15 protein-coding genes are annotated in these 19,813 nt (G+C 46.2%); 5 read left to right on the top strand and 10 right to left on the bottom strand.

All coding sequences use genetic code 11. The annotated features are described in order from the left end of the window. Window positions 1–55 precede the first annotated feature (55 nt). A complete protein-coding gene (locus F0U83_RS07875; protein ID WP_138987247.1) occupies window positions 56–1,081 on the top strand; it encodes a diiron oxygenase in 1,026 nt (341 codons plus the stop codon). Between the two features lie 104 nt (window positions 1,082–1,185). Beyond that, a complete protein-coding gene (locus F0U83_RS07870) occupies window positions 1,186–2,229 on the top strand; it encodes a 2Fe-2S iron-sulfur cluster-binding protein (protein WP_138987246.1) in 1,044 nt (347 codons plus the stop codon). 36 nt (window positions 2,230–2,265) lie between these two features. Here the strand turns inward: F0U83_RS07870 and F0U83_RS07865 are convergent, their stop codons facing one another. Then, window positions 2,266–3,882, bottom strand: a complete 1,617-nt coding sequence (locus F0U83_RS07865) for a sensor histidine kinase (protein ID WP_138987245.1) — start codon at window positions 3,880–3,882, stop codon at window positions 2,266–2,268. 115 nt (window positions 3,883–3,997) lie between these two features. On the opposite strand from F0U83_RS07865, the gene F0U83_RS07860 reads away from it, so the two are divergent. Next, entirely contained in the window at window positions 3,998–4,813 is an 816-nt protein-coding gene (locus F0U83_RS07860) for a substrate-binding periplasmic protein (protein ID WP_138987244.1), read from the top strand. Between the two features lie 27 nt (window positions 4,814–4,840). Here F0U83_RS07860 and F0U83_RS07855 read toward each other — a convergent pair whose 3' ends face one another. Together F0U83_RS07855 and F0U83_RS07850 are read right to left on the bottom strand one after the other, a co-directional pair. Next, complete coding sequence (locus F0U83_RS07855) at window positions 4,841–7,102, bottom strand: FdhF/YdeP family oxidoreductase (RefSeq protein WP_246077709.1); 2,262 nt, start codon at window positions 7,100–7,102, stop codon at window positions 4,841–4,843. Window positions 7,103–7,117: 15 nt separating this feature from the next. Further along, the gene (locus F0U83_RS07850; RefSeq protein ID WP_170247529.1) at window positions 7,118–7,864 is read right to left on the bottom strand and encodes a formate dehydrogenase accessory sulfurtransferase FdhD; all 747 of its coding nucleotides are present in this window, start codon (window positions 7,862–7,864) and stop codon (window positions 7,118–7,120) included. A gap of 154 nt (window positions 7,865–8,018) precedes the next feature. On the opposite strand from F0U83_RS07850, the gene F0U83_RS07845 reads away from it, so the two are divergent. Further along, window positions 8,019–9,083 (top strand): substrate-binding domain-containing protein, encoded by a 1,065-nt coding sequence (locus F0U83_RS07845; RefSeq protein WP_138987242.1) that lies wholly within the window; start codon window positions 8,019–8,021, stop codon window positions 9,081–9,083. Here the strand turns inward: F0U83_RS07845 and F0U83_RS07840 are convergent, their stop codons facing one another. Both F0U83_RS07840 and F0U83_RS07835 read right to left on the bottom strand, forming a co-directional pair. Further along, window positions 9,084–10,922: an ABC transporter ATP-binding protein gene (locus F0U83_RS07840; RefSeq protein ID WP_138987241.1), complete on the bottom strand. Its 1,839-nt coding sequence runs from the start codon at window positions 10,920–10,922 to the stop codon at window positions 9,084–9,086. A 56-nt stretch (window positions 10,923–10,978) separates the two neighbouring features. Next, complete coding sequence (locus tag F0U83_RS07835; RefSeq protein ID WP_138987240.1) at window positions 10,979–12,268, bottom strand: NAD(P)/FAD-dependent oxidoreductase; 1,290 nt, start codon at window positions 12,266–12,268, stop codon at window positions 10,979–10,981. A gap of 273 nt (window positions 12,269–12,541) precedes the next feature. On the opposite strand from F0U83_RS07835, the gene F0U83_RS07830 reads away from it, so the two are divergent. Continuing rightward, window positions 12,542–13,939, top strand: coding sequence for an FAD-dependent oxidoreductase (locus F0U83_RS07830; RefSeq protein ID WP_138987239.1), 1,398 nt, complete (start codon window positions 12,542–12,544; stop codon window positions 13,937–13,939). Between the two features lie 25 nt (window positions 13,940–13,964). Here the strand turns inward: F0U83_RS07830 and F0U83_RS07825 are convergent, their stop codons facing one another. From F0U83_RS07825 to F0U83_RS07805, 5 genes are all read right to left on the bottom strand, one after another. Beyond that, the gene (locus F0U83_RS07825) at window positions 13,965–14,876 is read right to left on the bottom strand and encodes a multidrug transporter (protein WP_138987238.1); all 912 of its coding nucleotides are present in this window, start codon (window positions 14,874–14,876) and stop codon (window positions 13,965–13,967) included. A gap of 70 nt (window positions 14,877–14,946) precedes the next feature. Then, a complete protein-coding gene (gene phnX, locus F0U83_RS07820) occupies window positions 14,947–15,777 on the bottom strand; it encodes a phosphonoacetaldehyde hydrolase (RefSeq protein ID WP_138987237.1) in 831 nt (276 codons plus the stop codon). Between the two features lie 11 nt (window positions 15,778–15,788). Further along, window positions 15,789–16,907 (bottom strand): 2-aminoethylphosphonate--pyruvate transaminase, encoded by a 1,119-nt coding sequence (locus F0U83_RS07815; protein ID WP_138987236.1) that lies wholly within the window; start codon window positions 16,905–16,907, stop codon window positions 15,789–15,791. A gap of 79 nt (window positions 16,908–16,986) precedes the next feature. After that, entirely contained in the window at window positions 16,987–18,699 is a 1,713-nt protein-coding gene (locus tag F0U83_RS07810) for a putative 2-aminoethylphosphonate ABC transporter permease subunit (protein ID WP_138987235.1), read from the bottom strand. Further along, entirely contained in the window at window positions 18,696–19,766 is a 1,071-nt protein-coding gene (locus F0U83_RS07805; protein ID WP_138987234.1) for a putative 2-aminoethylphosphonate ABC transporter ATP-binding protein, read from the bottom strand. Before F0U83_RS07805 ends, F0U83_RS07810 begins: the two co-directional genes overlap by 4 nt. Window positions 19,767–19,813 lie beyond the last annotated feature (47 nt).

Here is a 19,813-nt window from a genome sequence, read left to right as displayed (position 1 = left end):
CTTTTAACTATTCTCGGTTTACCAAATAACAATAACAGAAAACCGAGAGGTATGTATGCACGACAAAATCGCTCAAACAATGGAGTTCCCACCAGAGACACCACAACCTAATGTCTACCCTCTTCGCTGGGAAAATAAATCATCCAAAACGGAAGAAATTTGGGATGCCTCTTTGCGAGAAGCTTGGAACCCTAAGGACCTCCCTTGGGATACTTTTGACCCATCAAGTTATACATGGGAAGAGCGGGAAGCCATTGCTTATTGGTGGACATTGCTTTCAGTTTTTGACGCTTCTGCACCACCCGTTTTTGCCGAGGCTTTCATCAAAACCTATGAAGACCATGAAGAAGATGCTATTCGTCGATGCTTCTTCTCGGTTACTCGTGATGAGCAAAACCATGAACAGATGTGCGGCATGGTCATCACAAAGATGCTGGAATCCCCTAGCCCTCTCGAATATGAGCCGAAAACTGACTTAGGACGCCGTTTACAAAAGAATGCTCGTTGGTTGTACTACAACGGTGGTCGCTACTGGAACGGCTACAAAAAGGCAGTGCCTAAATACAGCTTGGCAGTACTGTTTAGCTCTTTCTTAATGGGAGAAATTGCAGCGGCAACAATCTTCAAACAAATGTCTCAAAGCTGTGAAGAAATGGTTTTCACGGAAGCTTTTAAAAACATAGGTCGTGATGAAGGCCGCCATATGGCGATCTGCTTAGCCTTAATGGAAAGGGATTATCCAACCCTGTCGCCTGAAGATAAATCAGTGATCACAAAGCAGATAAGAGCAGGTTACCTCTTCCTATCAGCTGTATTGTTTGAGCCACCGGCTGAGTTTTGGGACTTGCCTGATGACTTCATCAGCAACCAACGTGAAGCCGAAGCGCTAGCAAGAGAGGCTGGTTTTGGTATCCCAACCTATGAAGATAAAAAAGAAAACTGGCGCAACGCCATGCTCAATTTAAAAGCCGTATTGGATAAATATGATACACCGTTCCCTGCAATTCCTGAGGTTGATATTTCAGGCGAAGAGGTAACACAGGCTGACCTAGATGCTGCGGATATCATTCCTATCTTCTGATAATTGATAGCTTTATATGATATCAACGAGCCAAAGGTCATGCCTTTGGCTCACTTCTATCTAGCCGCCCAGCTTTTGTATTGAAAACCCTTAGGAGCTTTTAAATGAGTAAAGTCCGTTTATATCCATCAGGTAAAGAGGTTGAGTCCAGCCCAGGTGAAACCGTTCTAGCAACACTGGAAAATGCTGGCTACGCACTTCCAAACAATTGCCGCGCCGGTGCATGCGGTGAATGTAAGGTCAAGGTTAGATCGGGTGAATTTGACCAAGGCATGGTGCTCGACATGGCATTATCTCAGGAGGAACGAGAAGCCGGATACGGGCTAATGTGCATGGCTAAGCCTCTCTCAGATATAATCGAAATCGAATGGGGAACAGAGGATGCACAACCTAAACTCTTCCCCCCAAGAGAAAATGTTCGATGTGTGGTAATTGATCGAATAGAAAGAACATCACGGATCACGGAACTTCGCATCCGCCCAGTCGGCGAAGCACTCCGCTTTTGGCCGGGTCAGTATATTACAGTGACGGATACCGACAGAACGATCACACCCCGCTCATACTCTATTGCAAATGCACCAAGGAATGACGGTGAGATAATCTTACAGATCACCCGAGTACCCGAAGGAAAAACAAGTAATTGGGTACATGATCAAGTACAGGCAGGCAGCATGATCAACATATCAGGCCCTTATGGGACTTTTATTGGCGATCCAACAACCGAAGGCCCAGTACTCTGTTTAGCAGCCGGCACAGGCTTAGCCCCCATTTTGGCACTCAGCGATGCGGCTTTACGTCGCGGCTTCAAGCAGCCTGTTCATTTAGTGTTCTCTGCACGTACCGAAGATGAAATATACGATAAAGGCCTTATGGCATACTGGAATGCCAAGCACCGCCGCTTTAAATTTATTCCCACACTGACTCAAGAGGTAAAAGACGGCATTCAGCAGGGTCGAATTCCGGATATACTTAAAGACCTTTATCCTGACCTCTCTAAACATGCTATCTATATTGCAGGCAGCCCCGATTTCGTTGATGCATGTATCGCATCCGCAAAAGCCTTAGGCGCACACGATGATATGATTCATACAGAGGGCTTTTTTGATCAAGCCTTACCCGTTGAGCCGCCTAAAAATCGCTTGGTATAAAAAACCACCGTCTGGGTATGCTCCTCAGGCGGCAGTTTATGACTCATTGGAAGGCAGCAGATAAGGTAGCTCAATGTCGAAGGTGCTCCCTTTTCCTAATTCGGAACGACAGTGAATTTTTCCACATAGTTTGTGAGTTACAATATTTTGAGCTATGCAAAGCCCTAAACCCGTTGCACCTTCATTTTTAACCGTTGAGAAGAACGGCGAGAACACCCTTTCAACTACATCTTGTTCCATACCACTACCATTGTCTTCAACAAAAATTGTGATCGTATTTTCACCAGCCTCAACTTTAACGTTAATATCCCCAGATTCGCTTCCTTTAAAAGCGTGTTTCTCGGCATTAAGCACAACATTAAATATCACTAATGATAAAAGATAAGGATAGGTTTCTATGTAATATCCTTCGCTAGTTTCATTATGCAGGTTAACTCTATCACTTACCTCTTCGTTCTTTATAAGCATAAAAACATCATCAACCAGAGCGTTGATACTAACTCTTTCTAAGTTATCTATTTGATTATTCATAGATAAAGATTTGAACTGACTAATAAGCTTATTTATTTTCCTCATGCTTTTTAAGATAGAGTTAGAGCACGAAGAGAGATCATCAACCATAGAGGTAAATTGCAAACGTGTTAATTTATTTTCTTCGAAGTTGTAACGGAACTCATTGAGTATATCAATTTGAGTCGTTGATAATGTAACAGCCACGCCAACGGGAGTATTAATTTCATGTGCAACTCCTGGAATCAACTCCCCCATAAGTTTTATTTTCTCTAGCTCAAGCAGTCGAGCCTGAGACATTTCCAATGTTTCATAGGCATTATATAACTCTTTGTTTTTACTATTAATCTCATCCTCTTTGGCATTCACATTGAGCTCTAAAGTGTTTATTTGCTCTTTCTTAATGAGGTAGTCTGAGTACATTCTCAAAAAAGTAATCACTAAGAGTGCTATCAGCGATGCATAAGCGATATAAACTTGTGCATTGTGCTTTTTTCTAATCCCCGCTAATTCATCATCCATTCTTTGATTAATTGTATCGATAAAATCTTTAATAGGGCCCATGATTCTAGATTTTTCAGTAAAGTATTTCTGGCTGTATAACATACCAATGGCAGACTGTCTGTCTCCAAGCTCAAATAGCCGGAACGCTTCTGCCTCCATAGCTATCAACTCATTACTATTATCCTCTGCCGTAGCCATCAGAGCATTCTCTTTTTCTTTTAAACTTAATGCTTCTATTTTTTCCCGTAACGACTGAGTGTTTATATGCTTTTTTTCTGGTTGATGACCAGATACAACCGCCAAATCCCAATAGCCCTGCCCATAGTTAAGCGGCATCGCTAACTCTCCGTTGCGAATTTCAGAGATATACTCAAAATATTCCTTAAACTTTTTATCTCCAGTCACAACATAGCTACGAGCCATTGAGGTTAAGTCGTCTGAGCTTTCCTTTAATTCAATTCCAAGCTGTACAGCGTGAATACGTTTAGCTTCCGCCCTCTCTAGTTCATGACTCGATGTAAAGGAAAGCAACACAAAGCTCACGGAAAGAAGAACAGCTATAGCTAAAACAATATTCAACACCTTCGAGACAAAAAATTTATTATTTATTATCAATGAGTTAACATATAACGCACTCATGCGAACCTCGAAGCCATGTGTTGGTTACTTTAACCATAGTTAATAAAACCCAAATCGGCCAAGTTAAGTATTCGCTTGGTCTATACTGAGAACAACTTTATTGGGATGCACAGCCATGGGAAAACGAGTCGCAGCACTGTTGCTGGCATGTGTTATGAGCACATGTTTAGCTAATGATACCCAGAAGATAGTTATGGGATATCGAACTACCGAAAAGCCACCTTCGATTGAGCAAGCTCCCAGTAATGCCGGGTATTTCAAGGATATCTATAGCGAAGCAGCCAGACGATCAGCTCTAGAGTTAGAGATCGTGAGAATGCCCAAGAAACGCATCTTGGAGGGGTTAAAGTCAGGAGAAATTGATTTTTATCCTAGTTTTGTTTTTACAACACGGCGCTCAACCTATGCCTACTGGTTTGATAGTGGCCGATCACAAAAGAACGTTGCTATATCGCTTTCTACATTAAGAGACTTAAAGTCATCTGATGATCTCAAGGGTCTGACTCAACTGGTATCAATCGGCAGCCCTGATTATCTAGCGGGGTTTGATAAGTCACAGCTGCTGGAAAACAAAATGACGGAAGTCAGTATAGAAAGGGCACTCTCCCTACTGAAATCAGGCCGAGCAGATTTTTATATATACCAAGAAGATGCCTTGAGGTACCACTTAAAATCCAACAAACTGTCAGGCTATAAAATACACTCCCAACTGCTTAATGAAAGTATTCCTGATTATATAGGTTTTTCAAAAATGTCAGCTTTATTTAATGCAACCCCAAACCCTGACTACGACTCAGGACGCCCTTTGGCACCCGATAATCTACCCGAAATCCCTCACCCAAATGCACATGTACATCGATTTAATGATGCATTAAAGGCAATGTCTGCAGATGGCACGACCCAAAGGATCTACCAGACCTACTTTGAGTGAGGTTCATCGGCTTAAAACCTTTTATCTTTACTCTTTAGTGAGCCTCACACTTATAGACTTATAGGTCGGTGTTCCACAGTCATCAGCAACACTTTCCAGTGGGACTAAAGGATTGGTCTCTGGGTAATAGGCAGCAATACATCCCTTGGGAATCTGATAATTAACCACTTTGAAACCACTGACATTGCGATTTATTCCATCGTTGCTTACGGTTGATATTGTCACTTTATCGCCATCAGATAATCCTAAGTTTTCAATATCTGCTTCGTTCATAAAGAGAACACGGCGCTCGCCTGATATCCCCCGATAACGGTCATCCATACCATAAATGCTGGTGTTATATTGATCATGGGAGCGTAGCGTTTGTAACGTTAGAACGTCTTCACTTACCTCATCCAGACACTGAGGAAGAGGGTCATCAGAAAAGCAAGCTTTTCTGCTTGGTGTGTCCCATGTTCGCTCGGCGGCAAGGTTCTGCAAATGAAACCCTCTACCCTGCTCTATACGCTGGTTATAGCCCTTAAACCCTGGGATCACCGATTCAATTTCATCACGAATCCGTGAGTAATCATCGGAAAGCGCTTTCCAATTAATCTGTTCATTCCCAAGCGCTGCTTGGGCAATACCTGCCACAATTGCCGTTTCAGATCGCAGCAACGGCGAGGCTGGATCATTTTGCCCTCGGGAACTATGCACCATACTCATAGAATCCTCTACGGTAATACACTGCTCCCCTGATGCTTGGTGATCCACTTCGGTGCGCCCCAGACAAGGCAAGATTAAAGCGTGCTTACCAGTTATGACATGGCTGCGATTGAGTTTGGTACTGATATGTACGGTTAAGTCACACTGGCTAAGTGCTTTATAGATTCGATCAGTATCTGGCGTTGCGGCTGCAAAATTACCTCCAAGCCCGATAAACAGCTTTGCTTTTCCATCCAGCATGGCACGAATGGACTCTACGGTATTCATCCCGGCTTTTTTAGGGGTAGTCAAATCATATCGCTGATCAAGGGCGGCTAGGAACGCTTGCGATGGGTGCTCATTGATCCCCACGGTTCGATTACCTTGCACATTTGAATGTCCACGCACAGGACAAGCTCCCGCGCCAGGCTTACCAATATTGCCTCTTAATAACAGCACATTGACCAATTCACGAACAGTGGCCACCGAATGGCGATGTTGGGTAATGCCCATCGCCCATGTAAAAATCACCTTTTTGCTGTTTGCATAGATATTCGCCATCGTCTCAATATCCTCTATCGAGAGACCGCTTTGTTTAGTGATCACCTCCCAAGGGGTCGCTTTGACGACAGCTTGATAAGCTTCAAAACCTTGGCAATGCTCAGCGATAAAGGCTTGATCAATAGCTGAACTATCGGTTTCTGACCTTTCTAGCAACCGTTTTGCAATACCACGGGCGATTGCCATGTCGCCGCCTAACTTGGGGGTGAAATACTGTTGGCTGATGGTTGTGCTGCTGGCAATTAGCATCTCTTTAGGACTTTGAGGGTCAGAGAAACGCTGTAAACCACGCTCTTTCAAGGTATTAATTGCTACAATTTTGGCACCTCTAATCGATGCTTTACGTAGTGTTGCCAACATTCTTGGATGGTTAGTGCCGGGGTTCTGGCCAAATACAAAGATGGCATCTGCCTTTTCAAAATCCTCCATGATCACTGTACCTTTACCGGTGCCGATACTGCGGGTCAGGCCAACGCCTGACGCTTCATGGCACATATTGGAACAATCGGGAAAGTTATTCGTGCCATATGCGCGCCCAAATAACTGATACAGATAGGCGGCTTCGTTACTGGCTCGGCCTGAGGTATAAAAGAGTGCTTCATCTGGATGATTAAGTTGGTTTAAATGCGAGGCGATCACGGAAAAAGCCTGCTCCCAGCTTACTGGGCGGTAGTAATTATCGACGCCATCATAGAGCATCGGCTCAGTCAAACGGCCACTTTTCTCTAAGGAATGATCATCCCATAGGCGCAGCTCATCCAATGAATGGCGCGCAAAAAACGCCCTATCGACTCGTTTAGCCGTAGCTTCCCAAGCAATCGCCTTTACACCGTTTTCGCAGAAGTCGATCTTCTTTGCATCAGGCTCATCCCCCCAAGCGCACCCCGGGCAATCAAAGCCTCCCGGCTGGTTGGCCTTTAATAAGGTTTTCACACTTTTAACCGCATCTTCACTCTGCATAAGATGCTTTGCAGAGCTTTTTAGTGCCCCCCACCCACCAGCTGGATGCGCATAAGGGACTTTATTTTTATGAGTATTTGACACGATAAACTCCAAGGATCAGGCAAAGCGTTTCAGGCTTTTTCGCACAAAACAGAATAGGGGCAACTCAACAGAGCGGGCGGATGTAACCGCCATCGTTGTTGGTTGCGAGAGCGTTACTAGCGGTAGGGGAAAAGCGCGTATAAGCTTAGCAACTAGGTCATGGCTACAACGACTGGTGAGCATGATAAATCCACTACTCGAAGGGGTACCTGTTTGCAATATAGCCCCCAGTAGCTTATCCAAAGCGGAGTGACGTCCCACATCTTCTCTAATCAGCTGAAGTTCCCCTTTAAGGTTAAAAAGAGCAGCCCTGTGATGCCCGGATGAGCCGAGCATGGTCTGATTCAAAATAGACTTGGCTGCATAAAGGCTGCCCCGTTCGGGTAACACAAAGGATGTGGGTATACCGGGTTTTACCTCAAGCGCGGCAGCGGTTTTAAGGGAGTCTAAACCACATAGACCACACCCTGACGGCCCAGCCATAAGGCGGCGACGTGTCTTAACGTTGCGCTCTTGTGCTGCAGTGACTTCAATATTGAGGCTAATACCTTCGGGGTGATACTCGACATCCACACCGATTACCCCTTGAATTGACTCTAGCAGGCCTTCACTCACCACAAAGCCGAGAGCAAAGTCCTCTAAGTTGCTAGGACTAGCCATCATCACCGCTTGAGAGATGCCATTGATACAGATGGCGACCGGTGTCTCTTTTAGCCCCGCCTGCGGCAAATCAAGCGGGGTATGCGTAGTGTTACTTATCATAGAGAATGCTTGATTTGACGAATTCATATATGAAATTAAATTCCTATATTTTATTTATTATCAGCCAATTGTTAGTAAATAGTAGCACTACTGAGATTATTCAAAAATATGCATTTTTATGCCAATATATACAATCTATAAATCAGGTAAACGTATGGCTAAGAAAAAGATAGTAATAGAGCCAAGTTGGTCTTTTAAAGATGAAACCGGTCAACGGGTTGACCCTCGCTTATTTCAGCTGCTCAAGGCCATTGATAACCATAAAAAACTAACGGAGGCCGCAAAATATATCGGCCTCTCCTATCGTCATGCATGGAACCTGATCAGGCGATGGTCTGACTTTTTTGGTGTGGATCTGGTCAAACTGGAAAAAGGGCGTGGTGCTCACCTCACCCCTTTGGGCGAAAAGCTGGTCTGGGCAGAACAGCGAGTTATGGCAAGATTTCAGCCACAAATGACGAACCTAGCCTCCGAACTTAACAAAGAGATCCAACACTCATTAGCCAGCATTGAGCCCCTACTGACCCTACAAGCCAGTCACGGGTATGCAGTTGAATTGCTGCCTGCACTAAGCCAGTCCATTAATATACAACTGGATCTACACTACAGCAGCCCGACCGAAGCCCTTATCGCACTCAATAAAGGGCGATGTGATATTGCAGGTTTTCATAAGCCTGTCGACATAGACGTACCTGCACAGCTTGCCAAGTATCAACCCTATCTCAAGCCCCGCTCTCATAAGCTGATTCGATTTATAACCCGCCAGCAAGGCCTAATGGTTAAACCCGACAACCCTTTTGCTATACACGCAATAACCGACTTACAAAGAGAAGACATTCGCTTTATCAACCGCGAGGACAACTCAGGTACTCGCGCCCTGTTTGACCAGTTGTTACAAAATGCCGGTATCGCACCTCAAGATATTCAGGGATACGATAACCATGAGTATACCCATTCAGCGATTGCCGCTTATATAGCAGCCGGTATGGCGGATGTGGGTTTTGGCGTTGAGCAAGCTGCGGTACAGTTTGGACTGGATTTTATTCCCATTTGCCGGGAGGAGTATCTATTGGTTTGTCACCAGCAAAAACTGAAATCTGCTGTGGTTCAAGCCTTTATTGAAGGGCTAAAAAGCGATGTATTTAAAGCGCAAGTGTCACAATTGGCTGGTTATAGTGCCACCGACAGCGGCACTATAACCGACCTGATCGACATCTAATTAATCGTCGGTATCCAGACCTAAGAACCCACCGGTCTGATGTGCCCATAATTGCGCGTAGATCCCCCCTTGCGCTACTAACTGTGCATGAGTGCCCTGTTCCACAATCTCGCCTTTATCCATCACAATTAAACGATCCATAGCCGCAATGGTCGAAAGACGATGAGCAATAGCAATCACCGTTTTGCCCTGCATTAATTTATTAAGGCTATGCTGGATGGCCGCCTCCACTTCTGAATCCAGAGCAGAAGTTGCTTCATCTAATATCAGCACGGGCGCATCCTTCAATAACACCCTAGCGATCGCGATGCGCTGCCGTTGTCCACCCGAGAGCTTTACACCTCGCTCACCTACTTGGGCATCAAAACCGCGATTGCCTTTAGGGTCGGTGAGTTGTTGAATAAACTCGCTCGCTTCGGCTTGCTCAGTGGCACGTATCAATTCAGCCTCTGTCGCATCGGGACGGCCATAAAGAATATTATCGCGAACCGATCGGTGCAGCAGCGAGGTATCTTGCGTCACCATGCCAATATGCTGCCTGAGGCTCTCTTGAGAGACTTCGCTGATATCCTGCCCATCTATCAAGATTCGGCCACTCTCAACATCATAAAAGCGCATGAGCAAGTTTACCAAAGTGGATTTACCCGCTCCGGATCGACCGACCACACCAATTTTTTCACCAGGTCTAATGGTCAGGTTTAATCCATCGATCACCCCCGAACCTTTACCATAATGGAAACCAACTTGATCAAAAACAACCTCACCTTGTGTCACGGTAAGATCAGAGGCGCCCGGCTTATCAGCAACCTCCTGCGGCTTCGATAACGTCTGCATACCATCAGCGACTGTACCGATGTTCTCAAACAGTGCGCTCACTTCCCACATAATCCACTGGGCCATGCCGTTAATACGCAAGGATAAACTCACAGCAACCGCGATAGCCCCCACGGTAATCGCGCTTTGCGTCCATAACCAGATCGCAAAAGCGGCCATGCAAAAAGCTAAAAGGTAATTGATAAACTGCACACTAAAGCTGATACCCGTTACCAGTCGCATCTGCCGGTAAACAGTATCTAAAAAGCTGTTCATTCCCTCTTCAGCGTATTCCGCTTCCCTTGCCGTGTGTGAGAACAACTTGACCGTTTGGATGTTGGTGTAGCTATCTACAATGCGCCCGGTCATCATACTGCGAGCATCGGCTTGCTCGGTGGAAACACGCTTGAGCTTAGGCACAAAGTAAAGCTGAATAGCAATATAGATCCCCATCCAAATAACCATAGGAATAATCAAACGGATATCTAATTGTGCAACCAGTACGATAATGGCAATAAAATAGACCAGTACGAACATCAGAACGTCCAGCAATTTCATCACCGTTTCACGGATAGATAGGGATGTTTGCATCACTTTGGTGGCAATTCGCCCCGCAAAGTCGTTGCTATAAAACGATAAGCTTTGTTTGAGTAAATAACGATGTGCCATCCAACGGATGATCATCGGGTAGTTGCCCAACAACGTTTGATGCACTACCAAACCGTGCAGCAAAACCAAGGCGGGTAGCAGTATCAGCACAACAAACGTCATGAAGAGCAAACGCCCGCCTTCCTCTGCAAACAGCGTGTCGGGCGTTTGTTGTGTAAGCCAATCTACCAGCTCGCCCATAAAGCCAAACAACATCACTTCGGCAATAGCAATGGAGGCGGTGAGCAGCGCCATAAGTATCAGGTAGGGTTCACAACCACGGGTATAGTGGCGGCAGAACGCAAAAATCCCTTTAGGCGGTTGATCGGGCTCTTCTTGTGGAAAAGGCTTAATCAATCGCTCGAAAAAAGCAAACATAAGAGTTCCTTAAAAAGTAAGCATCTCGGATCGGATCACGACCCGAGATGATACCATTAATGAAGCTTCATTTTTGGTTTTACGCTGTTACCAATTTTCTGCGCCAACATCACAGCCGCAGCCCCTAGCCACCCATGAATAGCCATTTGGTGCATGCGATAAAGCGAGATATAAACCAAGCGTGCAACCCGCCCTTCTACAAACATAGAGCCCTTAGTCAGATTACCCATTAGGCTGCCAACCGTGCTGTATTTACTTAGATTTACCAATGAACCGTGATCTTTATAAATATAATTAAGCTGCGGTTTGTCTTGGCGTTTAAGTAAAATATTCTTATAAACCATCGAAGCCATCTGATGGGCTGATTGTGCCCGTGGTGGAACCCAAGAACCATCGGGCTGCTGGCAAGCGCAACAATCACCAATCACATAGATATCATCATCGGTTGTGGCTTGCAGTGTAGGCTTAACCATAACTTGACCAATTCTATTGGTTTCCAATGACTCAATACCTCGCACAAAATCAGGCGCTTTTACTCCAGCCGCCCATACTGTTAAATCCGCATCAATGCGTTCACCATCGGCTGAGATAAAGCCTTTAGCATCGGCCTCAATCACTCGGGTGTTCTCTAAAATCGCTACGCCTAGCTTTTGCAGCTCGCGTCTAGCCGATAGCGCGATACGCTCAGGCAATGCAGGCAATATGCGTGGCCCCGCCTCGATCAGGGTGATTTTAAGCCGGGCGGCCGATATATTGGGCATACCATACATTTTCAGCAAACTCGCCACATGGTAAAGCTCGGCCGCCAACTCCACACCCGTTGCACCCCCGCCAACGATGGAAAGGTTCAACACACACTCCGATGCTTGCTGATTCAGCCGTAAAAAGTGATTTAACAAGGATTGGTGAAAACGCTCCGCCTGACGGTGAGAGTCTAAGAAAAAACTATGGGTGCTAACGCCCGGTGTACCAAAATCGTTACTAACACTACCAACCGCCACCACAAGAGTATCGTAAGCCACGTGTCGGCTTGGCAATACTTCTTGCCCTTCATCATCTAACAGCGGTGCTAAGCGAATGCGCTTTTGCTGGGTATCAAGCCCCTCCATCGTCCCAATTTGAAACTGGTAATGGTGTCTTCGAGAGTGTGCGCGGTAGATAACACCATCGGTTTCGCTATTAAGCGAGCCGGTTGCCACTTCATGTAGCAGCGGTTTCCAGATATGGGTTTTACCACGATCAATGAGAATAATATCCGCTTTCTTCTTTTTTCCAAGCCGATGCCCCAATCGGGTTGCTAACTCAAGGCCACCGGCGCCGCCTCCTACAATAACAATGTTTTGCATGTTCAATATCCTCAAAAAGTATCAGGTCACCACTCAGCACTTATGGCCTGTGCTAAGCGGTCACCTGACCTTTCTGGGTACTTCAGATCGTTTTATTCACCCTGCAGTGTCATTCAACAACAAGAAGGAAACAATACGACAAAATAAGCTAAAAGTACCGCCTTTAGTCTAATAACTTACGCCTTTTTTCCGGTTATTTTTCACTACATTGTCACAATGTTGTCATAGGAGATGAGCTAATCTATCTGGTATATACCAAAATGAGTAACTAACATGAAAGACTACCAACCCTTCTGGTTTAAAGATGCCCTGCAACGAGAAGGCGATCTACACACCATTACCTTATCGACTGACATCAGCATGGACCTCTGTATTGTAGGAGGCGGTTATACTGGCCTCTGGAGTGCTATCAAAATTAAAGAGGTCTGCCCCGAGCTGGATATTACCCTAATCGAAGCAGGCTTGTGTGGGAGTGGCGCATCGGGCAGAAACGGCGGTTGTATGCTGACCTTCTCAACCAAATATCCATCTATGACTAAGCTCTTTGGCACTGCAGAAGCTAAACGTCTGGTCAGCGCCTCCGAAGAAGCCGTTTTTGAAATGGCGGAGTATTGCAAGCAACACAACATTGATTGCGATATACGTATTGATGGCACCTTTTATACGGCTACTAATCCTGCACAACAGGGCAGTATGGAAAGCACTATTCAGCAGCTATCGGTAGCGGGAGTTAATCGTTGGAAACAGATCCCTACGGCGGATGTGCAAACCTTAGCAGGCTCAAAATTGCACCTAGAGGGGCATTTTAGTGGCGCTGCCGGTAGCCTACAGCCTGCTCTATTAGCCCGCGGACTACGCAAGCGGGCAATCGACTTAGGGATTCAGATCTTTGAAAACACACCGATGCAACAGCTGATAGAGGGACAACCGGCTAAAGTCATCACCCCCCAAGGCACCATCACCGCTAATAAGGTGGTTCTAGCAACCAACGCGTGGATGGCGCGCCAGTTTAAAGAGTTTAGGCGTACCATCGTGCTCGTATCATCGGATATGGCTATCACTCAACCGATCCCTGATGCACTCAACGCTACCGGCTTAACCTCGGGCGCTGCCGTCGTAGACTCAAACACCTTCGTACATTACTACCGTTCAACACCGGATGGCCGCTTAATGCTAGGTAAAGGCGGAAACCTGTTCGCCTTTGCCAACAAGATGTTAAAAGCGTTTGATGAAGAGAGCCGATTCAAACCTATTCTATATCGCGCTTTTCGTCGCTTTTTTCCTGATATTTCAACCGACAAAATTGAAACCACATGGACAGGTGCCAGCGATCGCTCCGTAACCGGCCTACCCTTCTTTGGCTTCTTTAGAGGTCATAAAAATATCGTCTATGGCTTGGGCTACTCGGGTAATGGCGTAGTGCAAACCTATCTGGGCTCCGAAGTTATCCGCTCATTGATTCTTGAAAGACAGGATGAATGGTCACAATCCGGCTTAGCAAAAGGCCCACGCGGACGCTTCCCGATTGAACCGTTCCGCTGGACTGGCGCGATGCTGGTGCGTGGCGCTATTCGCCGCAAAGAAGCCGCAGAAGACAACCATCAGCCACCTTTTTGGATAGATAAGCAACTCGCAAAACTCGCTGCAGCGGCCGGTAAAGCAGATAAATAAGCGCCTGTATAGGCGCTATAAAACACTATAGCGCCAGCATTACACCCAACGTAATCAAGAAGATACCTAACCAACGCGTCACGCCCGCGGGTTCGCGGAACACCCATATCCCCAGAATAGCGCCGATTGGAATGCTTAGCTGCCGCAAAGCGACGATCAGGCTAACATTATCTGTCATTTGCATGGCCCAAAGTACCAGAACGTAAGTGGCGTTGACGGCTAAGCCGGTTATCACCGCCCATTTTAAGCTCGTGTGGGCAAGGGACTTTAGCTGCTGGGTTTCGATGGGTTTAAGTGCCACATATAACCCCATAAACACGCAGGCAGATACTCCTTCTAACCAGATGTAAAAGAGTGCAACCTCAAACCCGCTTAACTCGGGATAAAGCTGAGCAAGTTCGGTCAGCGCGGCTTTGTCGGCAAACGTATAGACCGTTGTGCCCAGCGCGGCCATTAACGCATAGGCGGAGGTTCGGTTAAGGTAGTTTACCCAACGAAAATCCTTGAGGTGGCGCATCGGTAGAATAAAGCAGCCAACGATCAATAAACCGATGCCCACTATTGCTATCCAAGAGTCTAATGTCTCGATGCCCCACCAGAAGCTAAAGATCACAACAAAGAGCACGGGGGCGGCTCTGGCCAACGGGTAAGCTTGTGACATGTCCCCGGCGGCATAGGCGTAAGCTAAGCCATTGCAGTAGACCATTTGGGCTATACCGGCTATCAGGATTGCACTCCATAATAACAAGGTGAAACCACTATTGTGCATCACCACCGGCATGAACAATGGTAGTGCTATCGGTGTTAATACGGCAGTACTACAGAGAAACGCCAGCAGAAAAAATGCGGGCGTAGGGCTGACTTTTTTACCAAACAGATTCCATGACGCGTGCAACACTGCGGAACAGACAACTAATATAACCGCCAACCAAACCATCGTTTGTATCTCTTTAAAATAAAAAAGGCGGTTGCATCACAACCGCCTAACCATCGCCTTAGTCGATAAACTAGGGCTGTTCACCTATCGATAGACGAGCTTCGATATCCTCAATCACTTGTGGAAGATCAGCGATACTATCAATTACATAATGTGCCCCTGCTGCACGAAAACGGCGATAGGCTTTCGCTTTGTAGTTCAGTTGCTCAGACTCGCTCAATGCTTGCCACTCAGGGAAGTCGAGGCCTACTTCATTACCACTAACGGCAACCCCTACCGTCCAACAGCCCGCATTCAAGCCTTCTTCAATACCGGTTATCGTATCATCGACTTTAACCACGCCCTGAACCGCTCCAACCTCAAGTTCAAGCATATTTTTTAAGGTCATATGAGGATAAGGTCGCCCGCGAGGCACATCGGTTGCGCAAACATTGGATGCCGGTTGGTACCCCTGCTCTGCAGCTAACGGGAGCAACTCAGCTACCATTTCTTGACTGTAACCGGTATTGGCACCGATCTTTATGCCGTTATCACTAAGGTATTGGAACGTGGCTTTGGCACCCGGAATCAAGGTTGCCCGGTTTGCTATCGCTGCAATCTGTACCGGCACAAAATCGTTATAGAGTCGATCAACCAGCGACTCGTCTGGGGTTTCACCATGGGTATCGATCCATGCTTGACGTACTCGTGGCATGGCTAATAATCGAGCAATGTGCTCACGCTTTTCTGCGCCCATTGGCTCTCTTGCTTCAGCTAGCGTGATAGGAACACCATTGGTTTCGAACAATTGACAGAAAGCATTAATCGGTGCGAGCGAGCCAAAATCAATCGTTGTACCTGCCCAATCAAAGATGACCGCTTCTACAGGGCCGGCATAGCTACGGGAGTAAAGGTAGTTCATTTTTCAGCTCCTTATGCTGTTTTTTTAAGCGTGATATTCATGGCTTCGAGGACTTCCTGAACAGCCACTATAAGCTGATCGATCTGCTCATCATGCAGTTGACCGATACAACCTATTCTGAAACTTTCGGCCTCAGTGAGCTTGCCAGGATAAATAATAAAGTTTCTTTCTTTCAGTAAGTTATAAAACGTTTTGAAATTAAATTCTTCAGCCTCAGGGCTAAAAAACGTGGTGATAACCGGAGATAACCACTGATCTTCCAAGAGTGTTTTAAAACCAAGCGCCCGCATCCCCGCCACCATACGATCACGGTTGCGGCAGTACCGCTGGTAGCGCCCTTGCACGCCACCCTCCTCTTCATGCTCTTTCATAGCTTCCAAAAATGCAGCCACTACATGGGTCGGAGGTGTGAAGCGCCATTGGCCGGTTTTTTCCATATAGACCCACTGGTCATACAAATCTAAGCATAGAGAGTGGGCGCGTCCTTGGGATGCTGCTAACACCGGCTTTTTGATAATGGCATAACCAAAACCTGGCACCCCTTCAAAGCACTTATTAGCCGCCGAAATTAAGGCATCAAATGGTAAAGTCTGCGCATCCACTGGTAGAGCACCAAAAGCACTCATCGCATCAATAATAAGGCTTCTTCCCGCGGCGTGGACAACCTCTGCAATCTCCTGCACTGGGTTCAAAATACCGGAGCTAGTTTCACAATACACAACGGCGACATGAGTAATAGCCGGATCTTCGGCAAGTATTTTTTCAACCTCTTCCCCTCTGGGTGGCTCATAATCTCCCTTGTCCAACGCGACGAATGCTCGCCCCATGTAATCCAAGGTCTTTCCCATACGCTGCCCATATGCACCGTTCATTAAAACGAGAACTTTTCCCTCTTTAGGCACTAAGGTGCCGAGGGTAGCTTCAACTGCAAAGGAGCCACTCCCTTGTACCGGTACACAAACATGGGTCTCCTCTGCATTTGCAGCTTTGAGCAAGCGCTCTCTGACTTGTGCTGTTATCTCGTTAAAGTCGTCATCCCAAGAACCCCAGTCATGAAGCATGGCTTTTTTGGTTCTCATAGACGTTGTAATTGGGCCAGGTGTTAGCAGGTAAGGTTCTTGAGTATCCATCACTTATCTCTAAATATGACTGATTATTTTGGTATATACCAGTTATTTACATGTAAAAAGTATCTATTCACGGTTGCCATTACCCTTTCAGGCTACGCCAACGCTGAGTTCGGTTGATAAACCCGTGACTAAGGCTCCAGTGTAAGCACTTAACAAAAATACAGGTCACCATAAGCAGTACGCCCATCGCGGCAGCGGGTGCAATATCCCCTGCATCATCCATATTAAGCACAGCAACCGAAGCCAGCGTTGTATTGGATGAGTAGAGAAACACCACGGCTGACACGGTATTCATCGCATTCACAAAGAGATAGATGCCTATCTCCATTAAAGCGGGGAGACACAATGGCATGGTTACGCGCATAAATGTGGTGTAAAAAGGCACTTTCAAAGAAGCAGACACAAATTCAAATTCACGATCTATCTGCTTAAGTGCCGTCACTGCGGTTAGATGACAAACGGTGTAGTAGTGTCCTATGGTGCAGATCACCAAGATGGCCATCGTGCCATACAGCGAGTTAAATGGATTATTAGGATTATTGAAAAAGAAGATATAAGCCAAACCGAGCACTAACCCAGGTACAGCTAACGGCACCATCGCAAACAGATGAACTAGTGTCCTTAACCCTTTGAAGCCATTAACTTTCTCAACCAGATAGGCGTTTGTGAAAATCAGTAGCGTACCCAATATAGCCACATAGAACGCCATCTCTATCGAGTTAAAGTAGGCATCCCAACCTCCACCATCCATCAAGTCGAATTGGTAGTTATTCAGCGATAGCGTCAGGTTGTATGGCCAAAAGGTAACAAAAGAAGCGTAAACCGCCATACCTAAAATACCGAGAATCACGCCCAAAACGGGCAAGCAAAGTAGCAGCATCAGGCTATCTTTTCTCAGATTAGGTTTAGGGCGCATAGGTTCTGCTCTAGCAGTCACCAACGCCACTTGTTTTTTCTGTACCCAGCGATCAGCGGCAAATGCCAGCATCGCCGGTAAAAGTAGAATGACAGAAACCACCGCCCCCATTTGGAAATTCTGTTGGCCAATAACCTGTTTATATATATCGGTTGCCAAGACATTGTACTGCCCGCCGATCACTTTAGGTGCACCGAAATCGGTAATCACTAGCGTAAACACAACGAATGACGCACTAATCAAACCGTACTTGATAGATGGCAAGGTGATCGTTAAAAAGGTTCTCAGTCCACTGGTACGCATAGCGCGAGCTGTTTCATAAAGCCTAGCGTCTGTGTTGCTCAGCGCGGTCACTAAAATCATTAACGCATGGGGGAAACACCAAAAAGACAAGCTGATAATAATGCCTATAGGCCCATAGATACTCTCACCCATGAGCCAGGATTTAAGAACGCCTTGATTACCAAATAGATAAACCAGTGAGATAGCAGGCAACAATGATGGTGCAAAAATAGGCCCCATCATTAATACACGAATCACCCCTTTAAACCGCATACAGCTACGCGTTAGTGCATAGGCCACAGCCAGCGCTAAGGTAATAACGATTAGGGTTGTAGAGCCTGCAATGATTAACGAGTTTGTCACTGAGCTGGATAAAGATGGGGTGCTCGCATACTCAATAAAGTTTTTCAGGCCAACAAAGGTGCCGGACTTGTCTTGCACGCTTTTCGATAGAATCGCGTATAAAGGCAAGATCATGGCAAACAGCAAAAACACCGCCGCAATAACCAACCCAACCACTTGTAATAGCCGGTCGCTACCAAAACGTTCTATAAAACTCGATGCATTGTTATTTGCCAGAGCAGGATTACTCATCGTGCCCCCTCAAATAGATGTAAACGGTGTTTCGGAAGATCCAGCTGCACCTGTGCACCCGGCAAGATGTTATGGTCCCGGATGTCATTCATAGAAAAATCCGCGATAACCGGTTCCAGAATGCCATCAACATTTAGTTCCGTGCGAGCAAACGAACCTAGGAACTCCAAATCATTAACCGTCGCCTGAAGCACATTCGTAGCATCACCATTAAACCGTACACGGATATCTTCAGGGCGAATCGCTAAGGTTACAGCTCTTGAAGCTTGATCTGGCAAGCTCGCATCACATTGCAAATAGGTCTCACCTACCTGCACTTTGCCATTGTCACTCACATAACTATCTAGAAAGTTCATCGTGCCCACAAAGGCAGCCACAAACGCACTCGCGGGTGTAGAGTAGATCTCCTCAGGGGTGCCTATTTGCTCAATAACACCGTGATTCATCACCACAATCTTATCGGCCATCGAGAGTGCCTCTTCTTGATCGTGGGTGACCATAATGGTCGTCACGCCTAGTTTGCGCTGGAGTTCTTTTATTTCTCGTCGAAGATGTAGTCTCACCCGCGCATCCAGAGCAGATAGGGGCTCATCAAGTAACAAAAGCCCTGGCTTCGTCGCAATCGCTCGTGCCAGTGCTATACGCTGCTGCTGGCCACCTGATAGCTGTGATGGATATTTTTTACCCGAATCCGGCAAGCCGATCAGTTGCAACAGCTCATCAACACGTTGATCGATACTCTGGCGATTAGCTCTGCGATTTTTAAGGCCATAAGCGATGTTGTCAGCTACAGTGAGATTTGGAAAAAGCGCATAAGACTGAAAGACGATGCCAAAATCACGCTTTTCAGGTGGCAACCAAGAGATTTTTTTTAACCCCTGAATAATCTCACCCTCGGTTTGCATATCCAAACCGGCGATAGCACGCAATAATGTCGTTTTACCACACCCCGAAGGGCCCAAAAAACAGACAAAGTCGCCCTCTTCTATATCCAGTGAAATGTTATTCAACGCAGTAAAATCACCAAATGACTTGCTTAAATTTCTGATGGTTAAATACTGATTCATCCTAGCCCCCAAAATAAAAGTGCGGTACTTGTGAACCCCTCAACATG

The sequence above is a fragment of the Neptunomonas concharum genome, from assembly GCF_008630635.1.
GTDB lineage: Bacteria > Pseudomonadota > Gammaproteobacteria > Pseudomonadales > Balneatricaceae > Neptunomonas > Neptunomonas concharum.
The sequence above is the reverse complement of the archived record's forward strand: the minus strand, read 5'-3'. Positions and strand labels throughout refer to the sequence as shown.

What these genes read in the sequence shown, in the direction of transcription:
- F0U83_RS07805 (WP_138987234.1), bottom strand. Translation starts at nt 19,766, where the DNA reads ATGAATCAGTATTTAACCATCAGAAATTTAAGCAAGTCATTTGGTGAT.
- F0U83_RS07875 (WP_138987247.1), top strand. Translation starts at nt 56, where the DNA reads ATGCACGACAAAATCGCTCAAACAATGGAGTTCCCACCAGAGACACCA.
- F0U83_RS07830 (WP_138987239.1), top strand. Translation starts at nt 12,542, where the DNA reads ATGAAAGACTACCAACCCTTCTGGTTTAAAGATGCCCTGCAACGAGAA.
- F0U83_RS07810 (WP_138987235.1), bottom strand. Translation starts at nt 18,699, where the DNA reads ATGAGTAATCCTGCTCTGGCAAATAACAATGCATCGAGTTTTATAGAA.
- F0U83_RS07870 (WP_138987246.1), top strand. Translation starts at nt 1,186, where the DNA reads ATGAGTAAAGTCCGTTTATATCCATCAGGTAAAGAGGTTGAGTCCAGC.
- F0U83_RS07860 (WP_138987244.1), top strand. Translation starts at nt 3,998, where the DNA reads ATGGGAAAACGAGTCGCAGCACTGTTGCTGGCATGTGTTATGAGCACA.
- F0U83_RS07835 (WP_138987240.1), bottom strand. Translation starts at nt 12,268, where the DNA reads ATGCAAAACATTGTTATTGTAGGAGGCGGCGCCGGTGGCCTTGAGTTA.
- F0U83_RS07865 (WP_138987245.1), bottom strand. Translation starts at nt 3,882, where the DNA reads ATGAGTGCGTTATATGTTAACTCATTGATAATAAATAATAAATTTTTT.
- F0U83_RS07825 (WP_138987238.1), bottom strand. Translation starts at nt 14,876, where the DNA reads ATGGTTTGGTTGGCGGTTATATTAGTTGTCTGTTCCGCAGTGTTGCAC.
- F0U83_RS07850 (WP_170247529.1), bottom strand. Translation starts at nt 7,864, where the DNA reads ATGATAAGTAACACTACGCATACCCCGCTTGATTTGCCGCAGGCGGGG.
- F0U83_RS07845 (WP_138987242.1), top strand. Translation starts at nt 8,019, where the DNA reads ATGGCTAAGAAAAAGATAGTAATAGAGCCAAGTTGGTCTTTTAAAGAT.
- F0U83_RS07815 (WP_138987236.1), bottom strand. Translation starts at nt 16,907, where the DNA reads ATGGATACTCAAGAACCTTACCTGCTAACACCTGGCCCAATTACAACG.
- phnX (WP_138987237.1), bottom strand. Translation starts at nt 15,777, where the DNA reads ATGAACTACCTTTACTCCCGTAGCTATGCCGGCCCTGTAGAAGCGGTC.
- F0U83_RS07840 (WP_138987241.1), bottom strand. Translation starts at nt 10,922, where the DNA reads ATGTTTGCTTTTTTCGAGCGATTGATTAAGCCTTTTCCACAAGAAGAG.